This window comes from Candidatus Harpocratesius sp. (assembly GCF_054039255.1).
In genome coordinates this window covers 1-12,394 of the sequence record NZ_JBPLBG010000042.1, presented here as the reverse complement: position 1 = coordinate 12,394, position 12,394 = coordinate 1, and the positions used below count along the sequence as shown (strand labels likewise).

The window sequence follows — 12,394 nt, the reverse complement described above, 5'->3', positions numbered from 1 at the left end:
GAACAGAATAATGCAAAAATTCAATTTATTAGTTTCAACTGCTCGTGAATTTGAGGAACAAGCCAAAACCGAACTATGGTTCAATTTAATGTCGCTTGGCGATCCTAATCCTATTATTTACAAATCCAATTTTCAAGGTCTAATTTTAGGATATACAAATCTTCCCCCTCGACGTTTAATTTATTATCTGCGTGATGTGATTACTTCTAAGGATGTGAATTATATTCAATTCATTCAAAAAATTTATCCAATCGACCTTGTTACGGCAACAGAATTACCCGTAATTAAAGAAGCGGTCTTAGAATTAATCGCAGAATCTCAAATTTGTCATGTTCCTACATCAAAATTTCGTATTACCGTTAGAAAACGTAATTCGCCTTTACGACCTGAAGATATTATTAATTCTATCGCACCTCTTATTTCTAATCCCGTTGATTTGAAAAATTTTGATTGGAACTTGCAATTTGAGATCCTAGGCAAACAAACTGGTATTGCAATACTCTCAAAAGACGACATCTTTAAGCCAATCAGTGAGCGAAGAGATCTTTTATATGAAAATGATAGTACATGGATGGATGAAATGTAATCTGCGATTTTTTAACTTTTTGTTTGTTTTTTTTCTGAATTTTAGGATACTAAATTAAACTTCAATTAAAATCAAATTTATTGTTGTTTTTTTAAATTATAATTTTTAAAGAATGAGTGGCCCCGCACAGAAGCGGATCAAACTGATCCGTAAAAGTAGATACCTCCGAAGGAGGTGAAATCAAGTCCGACCTATATAGCCGGACATCCAAAAAGACAAAATAAATTCCGTGCGGCAGCCTTAGTTGTATATTTTTTTTCTACTTAATTTTGGAGACTTTTAATTATGATAAATCAAAGTCTAAATTAACTAAGGTAAATTCATCTAATAAAATTTTGGCGAAAGAAGAATTAGTTCTAGAGTATCATAAATTTTTCCTTTAAATAAAAATGCAGAAAAATTCAAATAAAATATAGGTAAATTAAATTTATATTTACGGAACAACAGCACTATATGCCAATAATTTGATTGAGTGCGAATAAGTTTGAATAAAGAAGAGATGTAAGAATAATGGAAAAAAAAAATAATAATACTAATCGATTACGTGTTGGTATTCTCACAGGTGGTGGTGATTGTCCAGGATTAAATGCAGTAATTTATGGTGCATTATTACGAGCTGCTGAGAACTCTTCAAAACAAGTTGAAGTTGTGGGGATTATTAAGGGTTGGAAAGTGTTCAACTATCCAAAATCTGAATTAACTCAAGATTTGGTTGATCACTATACACAAGTGCTCGATATTGGAGAATTGGATGATCTTCATACTAAGGGTGGAACGATGTTGTATACTTCGCGTACAAATCCTTTTAAGGCAGTTGCGAAGCTTAAAGATCCTCAAGAACGAGAACATTTAACAAAAGAAATCGGGGAAGATTTGGCTTCTAAATTCCAAGATTTAAATATAGATGCGTTAATTGCAGTTGGTGGCGATGATACTTGTGGAGTGGCTGCAGCAATGTATAAATATGGTGGGGCGCATATTGTAGCTTGTCCTAAGACAATCGATAATGATTTAGCGGGAACTGATTTTACTTTTGGCTTTTTCAGTGGTGCCCAATTAGCGAGTAATACTCTAGATAACCTTACTACCACTGCACATTCTCATCAAAGAATTTTTGTAGTAGAAGTAATGGGTCGCGATGCAGGTTGGTTAACACTATATTCTGGTCTTTCAAGTGGAGCGGATATTATTTTATTACCTGAATTGCCTTTTGATTTTGAACATGATGTTGTTGATGTATTGAAAAAAAGAGCGAATGCAGGATATAAATTTCATATTATTGCATGTTCTGAAGGTGCTTATCCTAATCCCAAATCATTGGAGCGCGATTTTACTACAATAAGTCAGAAAGATATTGAAGCATTACCAAAAGATAGTTTTGGGAACCCAATTTTATCAAAATTGAATATGGCTAAAAAAATTGAAAAAGAATTACAGAAACGCGAGGATATTAAACAATATTTCAATGAAAGACATGCCCATTATGAAATTCGATCAGTAGTTTTAGGACATACAATGAGATCAGGCACTCCGAATGTCTATGATCGGGTTTTAGGTTTACGCTATGGATATCATGCTATGGATTATGTAATACAGGGACAATTTGGAAAAATGACTTCGTTACAAGGAACTAAAATAGAAGCAGTAGATATTGTAGAAGGATCTAAGAAACGCTTGATTCCTCTTGATTCAGATTTATTAAAAATTAAAGAAGCTATGATTTCTGTGAAACACAAAAGCAAAGAAAAACTGTTCAAGTAAAATTATTTAAGTAAAATAGTAGTATACTCTTTATTTTCTTTTTTTACTAATTGTACTAATTGTATATATCCAATAAAAAGAAAAAGTAGAAAAAATTTGGTTATTTTTTTGCTATTTTCAAGTGATTTAATCGTTTACGTTTGTATTTAAGAGTTTCTTGAATTTAGGTTTTAGTAGAAGTACTATGATCGCTACACCAAAAGTTCCTCCAAAAATACCCAAGTAATATCCAGGAATTGAAGAGGTTGCAGAACTTGGTATTTCAGGATGTTCCAAAGCCCAAAGATTATATTGTATCATATCAATATATGTTGATATAGTTGTCTCGTTGGTTGTTTTCATACCTAAGAGAGGGATTCCCCAAACAATACTAGAATTCATATCTCGTGCTAGTTGAAGAACAAGAGAATTGTCAAGATTTGTTTGACTGACAATAGTCGTACAATTTTCTGATTTCATAATGTCTTTAATGGCTTGAATATGTTGAGGACTTGGTTCAACATCGTGCTGTTCTTCGATAACTGCAATTCTCTGTATTCCTAAAAGTTCATATAGGTACATAAAGGAAGGATGATGAACAACTACCTTTAAACCAGAGTATTTGTCCTTTTCCTCACTAATTTGAGTAAGCAGGTTATCTAGTTTATCGTTGTAGGTATTGTATTGTTGTGTCAAAAGTGTTTTATCTTCAGAATTTAATAATTCATTAAATCCAAGATAGATATTATAGACCATCTCTTTTGCGATTTCTGGAGACATCCATACGTGTGGATTTTCTGTATTTAAAAGGGGGTCTATAATTGCCATACTTTCATTCATAACTGAAACAACACGTAATTTCGGGTTGTCTTCAAATACAGTTTCCTTATAATTATTCCACCAAGGTTCTAAATCAGAGCGTCCCATCAGAAGAAGAACATCTGCTTCCATTAATGCATTTATTTCAGACTGTACTGGTTCATATGTATGTGGATCCTCCGTTCCTTCAACAAGAACTGCTGTGATGTCAATCAAATTTCCTCCAACTTGGTTGGCAAAGTCTTGTAATAATTCTACTGATGCAACTACTTTGATTTGGGATGAAGATTGTGCATTTACAGGCAATGGGGTTACAAATAGAATAACTAAAGGAAATAAGACAAAATAAGCATTTTTTTTCTTAATCATAATGGATTTCCTCCTGAAATGTTAACTTATATACAATAAGATTTCAGAAGATTTTAAATTTTACGATGAATCGTAAATGTTTTTAAGAATCGAAAATTTATAATTAATAAATGTACCTTGATAACTAAGGAGAACGTCAAAAATGAGTGGGATTCTTGAATTTTTTCAAAATTTAGAATATGCATATCTGCAAAGAGCTTTGTTTTCTACTATTATCGTAGGTATTGTCTGTGGATTAATTGGAGTGTTTATAATATTAAAGGGAATGAGCTTTTTAGGGGCTGGAATTGCACATAGTTGTTTTGCAGGAGGTGCTTTAGCTATTTTATTAGGGATAGATCCATTTTTCACTATTTTCCTCTTTGGTGAAGCTACTGCAATGTTAATTGGATACATAAACGAGCGGGATTCTTCATCAAAAAATGATACTGCAGTAGGAATCATGTTCAGTTTATCTATGGCTTTAGCCATTTTATTCGTAGGGCTGAATAAAGAATATAGTACCAATATTCAAGCTCTTCTTTTTGGAAATGCTTTGTTAATTACTGCAGAAAATTTCATCCGGCTAATTATTATTTCGCTTTTTGTCATTATTTTATTCTTTCTTTTAAAAAAGGAGTTATTATTTATAATTTTCGATGAAACAATGGCTAAAATATCTGGAATTCCTGTAAAAATTCTAAATTACTTATTAGTAGGAATGATTGCAGCAATTATAACAATATCTTTACGAGCAATTGGGGCTATTCTTGTATTTGCCATGATAGTAACTCCAGCAGCTGCAGCTTATCAATGGACATATAAGGTCAACCTCATGTTGTTTCTTAGTGCATTATTTGGATCAATTTCATCTTTCTTTGGAATGATGTTTAGTTATCTTTTCGATCTACCAACGGGTTCCACAATTGTATTGATTGTTACTTTTATTTTTGGAATATCATTTATTTTTTCTCCAAAGCGTCGTATTCCAACCTTTATTACAGCTAAAGATCAATTAGAACACAAGAAAGAATGTCGATATTGTCGTGATTTGAATAACATCGAAGATTGTCCTTACTGCCAAGATGGTGATTTTGATTCTATCAAGTATAAAACTGCTAAAGTGGTTTCGAATTTAAATCCTTTGCAAGGAGGGGAAAAATAATAATGAATACTTCTGAAAGTGCAAAGAACGAACAAGTTAATAATCCTGATAATTCCATTCTTAGTTATTCTCGCGATTCTGTAAAAAATAGTTTAGATTCGCGAATTACACTTAGTTCACATATTTCACAAAATTCACAAAATTCTCATGCGATTGAATTTTCCAATGTTAACATTGGATATTCTGGGCATTTGGTTCTTCAAAATTTGAATTTCATTATCAAAGAAGGAGAATATGTTGGCATTATTGGACCCAATGGTTCTGGGAAAACAACACTATTAAAAACACTTCTTAATCTATTAAAACCCATCGCAGGAACAATTTCAATTTATGGAAAACCGATCGATAATAAAATACGTAATTCAATTGGCTATGTGCCGCAATCAAGTCCAATTCCAAGGGAATTTCCCCTTTCTGTAAAACAAGCAGTTTTAATGGGCAGGTATGGGCAAATAGGTTTGTTTCACAGACCAAAAAAAATCGATCATGAAATGGTTCATAATGCTTTACTTCAAGTTCATTTACATGAATTTGCCAACAGGCCGATTGGACATTTATCTGGAGGAGAACAACAGAAAATATTAATAGCTCGGGCTCTCGCTAGAAATCCTAAAATTTTACTATTAGATGAACCAACAAGTGCCCTTGATTTTGAAATGACAAGATCAGTTTTTAGTTTAGTTGATGAATTACATAAGAAATATGGTTTAACAATTCTGATGGTTCATCATAATGTTAATTTGATTCGAAAACACTGTGATCGCTTATTTGTTTTAGACCAAATGATTCGTTTTGATGGGAATCCGACAGATCCACGAGTAGACAAAGCTATTTCTATAGCTTATAATCTTTTTGAGCCAGAATGAGGGTTGAGGAAAAATGTTAGATGGAACACTTTTAAAAGAAAAAGAAAATCAAGTCTTAGATTTTCTTTTTTATTGGGGAAGACCAATCAGAAGCGGTGATATCGCTAAAGAATTAAATATCCCGCATTCTACATTAAATTCTGTTTTGAAACGATTATCAAAAGAATCTTTAATTATTTGGGAAAAATATGGATTAGTTAATCTGACTTCAGAAGGAATGGAAGCTGCAAGTCATCTTTCTAATCATCATTTTGTTATCGAATTCTTTTTAAAAGATACGTTAAATTTATCCGATGAAGAAGCCCATCTCCAAGCAATTCATCTTGCAGGACGAGTAAAATGTTCATTAATTGATGCAATTTGTGATAAATACAATTTTCCGAAAACTTCAATAAATTTTAATCTCTGTAAAAGCCGGTACTATCCACAACATGAAAATAAATTTTAGGGGTATCTATTTATATTCTTATTATTAAATAGTTACTAACACGAAATTTTATTTCTAAGGAGTGTACAATTATGTCGAATAATGAAACAAATTCTAATGGACCTGAAAGAAGTTCTACGGGAAGTTCAAATTCTGCAAATGAGCCTTTTGCACCTCCCGAAAACAAAAAAATGTCTCAAAAGAAGGATAAAGATAACCTTACTCCTTCAGAGCGCGAAGAACTAATTCAATCAATTATTGTAAAAACAATTTTATGGATGACCATCATTGGAATTTTCATTACAGCAATAGGATTGGTCTGGGCAATTGGAGATCTTTTTTCTACGGATAAATTCAACCAGTTTTTACTATTATCTCTTCAAACTCAATTATTTATTATTGGATTAGTATTGTTAGGGATTCTTTTCTTAGTATTATTTTTAGTAGTTTTCTATAAACGTGGAAGCCGAAATCTTCAAAAGTCATTATTTAAACCAGTTAAACCGTCTACCTCATCTAAAGATGAAGCGTATGAAATCGCAAAATATATTGCAGCTGGAACGTTAATTGCAGTGTTTCTGATTTTTACAGGGTTGATCATTGCTTTGATTGAATTTCTTTTTGGGAAATTTACGCCTAACAGTATTCCTGAATTTCTTACAGAACTAACAGGTGGTTCAATCACCTTAATTATTGGCTTAATAATTCTGCTCTTTGATGGATTAGTCTATTCAATGGTGTTTATTTGGCAAAATGGTCATAATTGGGTTATTGAGAGTATATTAACCTATAATGAGCGGGTCGAATCAACTTATGAGTTTACATCAAAACAACAACTAACTGGTAAAATAATTTTTGGTTTGATTGTGTTTGAGCTAATTGGTGTTGTATTTGGTGTTGTTTGGGCAATAATTGAATCAATAACTGGTGATTGGGGTAGTCAATTTCGTGAATATCCTATAGGTGTTCAAATCTCTTTTTATGGAATTTTCGCAGCATTATTCTTTGGAACAATGGTTTTTTCAATGTTCTTTTACAAACGCGGAAACAACCTAATTATGATTTCACTTTTTGTTCAATATCATCCAAAAGAGATCGAAAAGGAAAATACTTCAGCAAAAATAATCACAATTGGAATACTGCTCGCCATAAGTTTGATCACGATTGGTTTGATTATTTGGTTAGTATCTCTTATAGTTAATGTAACATCTGGCGGTGGAGAAGGGAATATATTTACTATATTAGCTGGTTTAAGTAGTGGTTTGGCTTTATTGGCTTATAGCGGCTTAATTGGTGTCTTTACTATTTTGGGATTGCTCTTTTCTTATTTCTTACATAATGGTTATTTCTTCACCCTTGAAAAAATCCTATTATTAGAAGAAAAAATAGATTCAGGTATAGATGAAGGAATTTCAAAATCAAAAGAGAAGAAGAAGAAAAAGAAGGAAAAAAAAAAGAAAAATAAAGGAAAGGAAAAATAATCTTCTTTCCTTTTGTAATTTTACTATTTCTTTTTTATTTTTTGAATTAAGATTAATTTCATTTTCTTTGACGGGATATCAGAAAATGTTTTCAATTAAAATCTCATTTCTTTAACAAAGTTTATCCAAAATCATTCCGTGAATTTTTAATATTCTGGTTTTTTCTAATTTTTTCTATATCTCATATTTTATGGATTTTTAACCAAAATAATTAAATGGATTGTATCGCTTTCTTCCTTACCACCTCTCTTCGTGGCACTCTTAGGAAGGGATACAAATATGCCTGAACCACGAAAAACCCCACTGTATGATATACACGTTAAACTTGGGGGTAGAATTGTAAATTTTGAAGATTGGCTAATGCCGGTCCAGTTCGAAGGAGTTATTGTTGAACATAATTGGACACGTCAGCATGCTGGTATTTTCGATATTTCACACATGACAGAATTTATGGTTGAAGGTCCCGACACAATTCCACTTTTGAAAACTCTCTTGACAAATAGTATAGGAATAGGAGATTTTAAAGCACAATACAATCATATGTGTTATCCCAATGGGGGAGTTGTAGATGATCTCTATATTTATCGAGAAAATGCAGAGAAAGTGAGAATTATTGCCAATGCACAACCATTTGAAACAGAAGGGAAAGATTTTAATTGGATAAAAAACCACATTGGAGATTTTGATGTTACTATTAGTGATCTCTCCCTAGAACGCGCTCGTTTTGCATTTCAGGGGCCTGAAACCATGAAATTATTAAATCCGATTACAACAGACGACATTACTACAGTTAAGCGGTTTAATTGGATTTATACTGAAGTAAAAACCACCAAAGGAAATATCCCTATATTTCTTTCTCGAACAGGATATACTGGAGAAGATGATTTTTCACCAGAATTAGGTTCTTTTGAAATCAGCTGTGATAAAAAATATGCTGAAATTATTTTCCAAACCTTTTTGGATACTGGTGCAAAACCAATTGGCTTGGGCGCAAGGGACTCATTAAGATTAGAATGCTGTTTTGCACTTTATGGCCATGAAATTAATGCGGGTATTACCCCAATTGAAGCAAATCTTTCTTGGGTTGTTAAAGAAAAAGAAGATTTTCAGTTTATTGGACAAGATGTAATTTTAAAACAGAAACAAGAAGGAACTTCCAGGATAAGTGTAGGTTTAAATCTTGTCAAAAAAGGAATTCTTCGACATGGATATAAGGTATTTAAAGATGGAAAAGAAATTGGTTATATTACATCTGGTACCTTTGCTCCAACAGTTGGAAAATCTGTTGGGCTTGCATTAATTGAGAGTGAATTTAAGGAAATTGGACAAGAATTAGATGTTCAAATACGAAACAAGTTTAAAAAGGCAGTTGTTGTAAAAACACCATTTTATTCTAGAGGAAGAAAAATTTAATATATTTTAAAAACAACTTGCGATCAACAATCATTAAAAAGTAATCATGTATTACCCCAATTATCATCCTTGATCTTTGGGAGACTTTTTTTTTCATAAAAATAAATGGTGAATCGTTATGGAATTTCCAACAGATTTAAAATATGCCGAAACTCATGAGTGGGTTAAAGTGGAAGGTGATATTGCCATTGTTGGTATTACTGACCATGCTCAAGATCAACTCGGAGAAATTGTTTTTGCCGAATTACCAGAAGTAGGCGATACCTTTGAGAAAGGCGAAGAAATGTGTAGTGTAGAAAGTTCTAAAGCTGTAGGTGAAGCACTTGCCCCCGTTTCAGGTGAAATTGTTGAGATCAACGAAGCCTTAGAAGATGAACCTGAAAAAATAAATGCTGATCCTTACGGAGAAGGATTTTTGGTAAAGATCAAGATGTCTGATCCGAGCGAGTTGGATTCTCTTTTGGATGCAGATGGGTATAAAGCCACTCTTGGATAAATAGACTTCGTGATTTTTTTGGCATTATATATTGTTACCTTTTTTTTATTTCTTTCATTTTCGTTTTTTCCTATTCCAATTATTTATAATAATTAAAGAGGCAAAACAATGGATTACGTTCCTCATGACAATAAAGAAATTGCAGAAATGTTAACTGCAATAGGTGTGGATTCGTTAAATGATTTATATCAAGATATTCCAAAGAATTTAATATTAGATCATTTGAATTTAGCTAATGGAATTTCTGAACCAGATTTGTTGAAAGAACTCACAAAATTATCTGAAAAGAATAAACAATATTCAACTGCGTTTATCGGTGCAGGTTCATATTTTCACTACATTCCTTCCCTTGTCGATTTTGTGATAAGTAGAAGCCAATTTTTTACAGCATATACTCCATATCAAGCAGAAGCAAGCCAAGGATTTTTACAAGCCATTTTTGAATACCAATCAGCAATTGCGCGCTTAACAGAATTAGATGTAACCAATGCTTCAATGTATGATGGTGCTTCAGCATTAGCAGAAGCTGCGATTATGGCTGCATTTTTAACAAGAAAAAAGAAAATTCTTCTCATTAAAGGAATTCATCCTGAATACGTGGAGACGGTAAAAACATATTGTTGGGGAAGGAATTTTGAAGTTGAAGAAATCAACTTAGATCAATTAGAAGAAAAAGTAAATTCTGAAATTGGTGGTGTTTGTTTTCAAAGTCCAAATTTTTTTGGTGAAATTGAAAATGCAAACGAAATCGTAACTAAAATTAAAAACTTGAATAAGAAAACTTTGGTTATTCAATGCATGACTGATCCAACATGTTTAGGTGTGTTAGTTCCCCCAGGAAAAACTGGTGTGGATATTTTTGTCGCGGAAGGTCAAAGTTTTGGCTTACCTCCATCATTTGGTGGACCTGGACTTGGAATATTTGCAACTCATGATAAATATACTCGAAAGATGCCTGGACGCTTAATTGGATTAACAAAAGAACTTAATGGAGATAAAGAAGGTTTTGTTCTAACATTACAAGCGCGAGAACAACATATAAGACGTGAAAAAGCAACCTCGAATATTTGTTCTAACCAGTCTCTTTGCATGCTTTCTGCATTGGTTTATTTGGTCAGTATGGGAAAAACTGGTTTGAAACAAATTGCTATGCAAAATATCCAAAAATCTTATTATCTTAAAACTAAATTAGCAGAAATCTCTGGATATCAAATTCTATCTAATAAACCTACATATAATGAATTTGTAGTAAAGTGCCCGAATTATCAAAAATTAAAAGGTTTATGCAAAGCTAATGATATTCTCCCTCCCTTAGATTTAACTAAATATTATCCAGAGATGAAGAATAGCGCTTTATTTTGCGTAACTGAGCAAAATTCTAAGAAAGATATTGAATTATTTTTACAATTAGCAAAGGAGGCGGCTCAAGCCGATTAGGTGATATCAAATGAAAAATAATATTGAATTAATATTTGAGAAAGGATTCTCTGAATTTCCTTGTAATTTTGTGCCTTCTATGGATATTCCAGGAATTCAAATCGATCAAATTTTACCCAAAGAATTTATTCGTGAAAAGATAAATATTCCAGATACTCCCGAATTTGTAATTGTGCGACATTTCATGAATTTAAGTGAGAAAAATCATTCTCTCGATCGTAGCATTTATCCATTAGGTTCATGTACTATGAAGTATAATCCCCGAATTAATGAAGTTTTGTGCCGATTACCTGGATTTACTCAAATTCATCCCTTACAAGATGAAAATGAAGGTTCTTTAGAATTAATGCATGAATTAGGGATGCAGTTATGCGAAATATGTGGGATGGATGCTTTCACTTTGATCCCTTCGGCTGGAGCACAGGGAGAATTAGCCGGAATCTTGATAATGAAAAAATATTTTGAAAATCAAGGAATTAAGAAGGATAAAATCATTGTACCTGATTCTGCTCATGGAACTAATCCTGCAAGCTCAGCTATGGCTGGTTTTTCTATTATAGAATTAAAATCTGATGAAAATGGTGAAATTCCTCTAGATCAATTAGAATTTGCTATGCAAGAAGGTGATGTCGCTGGCTTAATGCTGACAAATCCTAATACATTAGGCATTTTCGATAGGAATATTACTAAAATCACCGAAATTGTCCACAAATATGGCGGATTATGTTATTATGATGGTGCAAACTTAAATCCAATAATGGGAATGACCCGTCCAGGTGATATGGGATTTGATATTATCCATGTAAATTTACATAAAACATTTTCTACTCCACATGGTGGAGGTGGCCCTGGAGCAGGACCTGTGGGTGTTAAAAAACATTTAATTTCCCATCTTCCTTGCCCTCAGATAATTAAAGAAGAAGAGCACTTTGTTTGTATTGATGAATCTGAGAATTCAATAGGAAGAATTCGAAGTTTTTGGGGAAATTTTGGTGTTTTAGTCCGTGCATACAGTTATATTAAAGCATTAGGAGCTGATGGATTAAAACGGGCTGCAAATATGTCTGTTCTAAATGCAAATTACATTCGTTCGCAACTACAACCAGAATACGATGTTCCTTATAATTCCCAAGGTCGGTTTAATATGCATGAATTTGTTGTTGATGCCCATCTACCTAATGAAGTAACTGCTGAAGATGTGGCGAAATCTTTGTTAGATCATAATTTATATGCACCTACTATCTATTTTCCATTAATTGTACACCAAGCTATGATGATCGAACCTACAGAGACTGAGTCAAAAAGAGAATTGGATAGATTTATTCAAGCGATGAAAGATATTTATCAACAAGCCAGAAAAGATCCTTCTATATTAAAGACTGCCCCACATAACACTCCTGTTGGGCGGTTAGATAATACTCTCGCAGCACGAAAACCAATTCTAAAAGAATAATCTCTATCTTTCTAAGATTATGATCATTTTTTACTGATCATTTTTTTCATGAGATTTCACGGTAATCTTTCTCCATAGAATAGTCCTGAAACCCCTAAAATCCCTTCTATTTTCTCCATTTTCTTCAACCAATTCTGGCTAATCGCTTGTTTCCTTTTATTGT

11 protein-coding genes are annotated in these 12,394 nt (G+C 32.6%); 10 read left to right on the top strand and 1 reads right to left on the bottom strand.

What is annotated here, in order from left to right; genetic code table 11:
• Positions 1 to 10: 10 nt before the first annotated feature.
• Both ACXLDF_RS09820 and ACXLDF_RS09815 read left to right on the top strand, forming a co-directional pair.
• Positions 11 to 586, top strand: a complete 576-nt coding sequence (locus ACXLDF_RS09820; RefSeq protein ID WP_457558345.1) for a THUMP domain-containing protein — start codon at positions 11 to 13, stop codon at positions 584 to 586.
• A 510-nt stretch (positions 587 to 1,096) separates the two neighbouring features.
• Entirely contained in the window at positions 1,097 to 2,347 is a 1,251-nt protein-coding gene (locus ACXLDF_RS09815; protein ID WP_457558344.1) for a 6-phosphofructokinase, read from the top strand.
• Positions 2,348 to 2,473: 126 nt separating this feature from the next.
• Here the strand turns inward: ACXLDF_RS09815 and ACXLDF_RS09810 are convergent, their stop codons facing one another.
• Positions 2,474 to 3,514, bottom strand: coding sequence for a metal ABC transporter substrate-binding protein (locus ACXLDF_RS09810; RefSeq protein WP_457558343.1), 1,041 nt, complete (start codon positions 3,512 to 3,514; stop codon positions 2,474 to 2,476).
• Between the two features lie 142 nt (positions 3,515 to 3,656).
• Here ACXLDF_RS09810 and ACXLDF_RS09805 point away from each other — a divergent pair, with 142 nt between their 5' ends.
• The 8 genes from ACXLDF_RS09805 to gcvPB all read left to right on the top strand — a co-directional run bounded on the left by ACXLDF_RS09805 (position 3,657) and on the right by gcvPB (position 12,231).
• Positions 3,657 to 4,658 (top strand): metal ABC transporter permease, encoded by a 1,002-nt coding sequence (locus tag ACXLDF_RS09805; RefSeq protein ID WP_457558342.1) that lies wholly within the window; start codon positions 3,657 to 3,659, stop codon positions 4,656 to 4,658.
• A gap of 2 nt (positions 4,659 to 4,660) precedes the next feature.
• Complete coding sequence (locus ACXLDF_RS09800; protein ID WP_457558341.1) at positions 4,661 to 5,524, top strand: metal ABC transporter ATP-binding protein; 864 nt, start codon at positions 4,661 to 4,663, stop codon at positions 5,522 to 5,524.
• A gap of 13 nt (positions 5,525 to 5,537) precedes the next feature.
• Positions 5,538 to 5,972: a metal-dependent transcriptional regulator gene (locus ACXLDF_RS09795; protein ID WP_457558340.1), complete on the top strand. Its 435-nt coding sequence runs from the start codon at positions 5,538 to 5,540 to the stop codon at positions 5,970 to 5,972.
• A 71-nt stretch (positions 5,973 to 6,043) separates the two neighbouring features.
• Positions 6,044 to 7,432, top strand: a complete 1,389-nt coding sequence (locus ACXLDF_RS09790; protein ID WP_457558339.1) for a hypothetical protein — start codon at positions 6,044 to 6,046, stop codon at positions 7,430 to 7,432.
• Between the two features lie 279 nt (positions 7,433 to 7,711).
• Positions 7,712 to 8,845, top strand: a complete 1,134-nt coding sequence (gcvT, locus tag ACXLDF_RS09785; RefSeq protein ID WP_457558338.1) for a glycine cleavage system aminomethyltransferase GcvT — start codon at positions 7,712 to 7,714, stop codon at positions 8,843 to 8,845.
• A gap of 118 nt (positions 8,846 to 8,963) precedes the next feature.
• Positions 8,964 to 9,341: a glycine cleavage system protein GcvH gene (gene gcvH, locus ACXLDF_RS09780; protein WP_457558337.1), complete on the top strand. Its 378-nt coding sequence runs from the start codon at positions 8,964 to 8,966 to the stop codon at positions 9,339 to 9,341.
• A 108-nt stretch (positions 9,342 to 9,449) separates the two neighbouring features.
• On the top strand, positions 9,450 to 10,778 hold the full coding sequence (gene gcvPA / locus ACXLDF_RS09775; protein WP_457558336.1) for an aminomethyl-transferring glycine dehydrogenase subunit GcvPA: 1,329 nt from the start codon (positions 9,450 to 9,452) through the stop codon (positions 10,776 to 10,778).
• Positions 10,779 to 10,788: 10 nt separating this feature from the next.
• Entirely contained in the window at positions 10,789 to 12,231 is a 1,443-nt protein-coding gene (gene gcvPB / locus ACXLDF_RS09770) for an aminomethyl-transferring glycine dehydrogenase subunit GcvPB (protein WP_457558335.1), read from the top strand.
• The last annotated feature ends 163 nt before the right edge of the window (positions 12,232 to 12,394 follow it).

Excerpts from the sequence above, each read along its gene's own strand:
- gcvPA (WP_457558336.1), top strand. The coding sequence starts at position 9,450 with ATGGATTACGTTCCTCATGACAATAAAGAAATTGCAGAAATGTTAACT.
- ACXLDF_RS09795 (WP_457558340.1), top strand. The coding sequence starts at position 5,538 with ATGTTAGATGGAACACTTTTAAAAGAAAAAGAAAATCAAGTCTTAGAT.
- ACXLDF_RS09810 (WP_457558343.1), bottom strand. The coding sequence starts at position 3,514 with ATGATTAAGAAAAAAAATGCTTATTTTGTCTTATTTCCTTTAGTTATT.
- ACXLDF_RS09820 (WP_457558345.1), top strand. The coding sequence starts at position 11 with ATGCAAAAATTCAATTTATTAGTTTCAACTGCTCGTGAATTTGAGGAA.
- ACXLDF_RS09800 (WP_457558341.1), top strand. The coding sequence starts at position 4,661 with ATGAATACTTCTGAAAGTGCAAAGAACGAACAAGTTAATAATCCTGAT.
- ACXLDF_RS09805 (WP_457558342.1), top strand. The coding sequence starts at position 3,657 with ATGAGTGGGATTCTTGAATTTTTTCAAAATTTAGAATATGCATATCTG.
- gcvPB (WP_457558335.1), top strand. The coding sequence starts at position 10,789 with ATGAAAAATAATATTGAATTAATATTTGAGAAAGGATTCTCTGAATTT.
- gcvT (WP_457558338.1), top strand. The coding sequence starts at position 7,712 with ATGCCTGAACCACGAAAAACCCCACTGTATGATATACACGTTAAACTT.
- ACXLDF_RS09815 (WP_457558344.1), top strand. The coding sequence starts at position 1,097 with ATGGAAAAAAAAAATAATAATACTAATCGATTACGTGTTGGTATTCTC.
- ACXLDF_RS09790 (WP_457558339.1), top strand. The coding sequence starts at position 6,044 with ATGTCGAATAATGAAACAAATTCTAATGGACCTGAAAGAAGTTCTACG.
- gcvH (WP_457558337.1), top strand. The coding sequence starts at position 8,964 with ATGGAATTTCCAACAGATTTAAAATATGCCGAAACTCATGAGTGGGTT.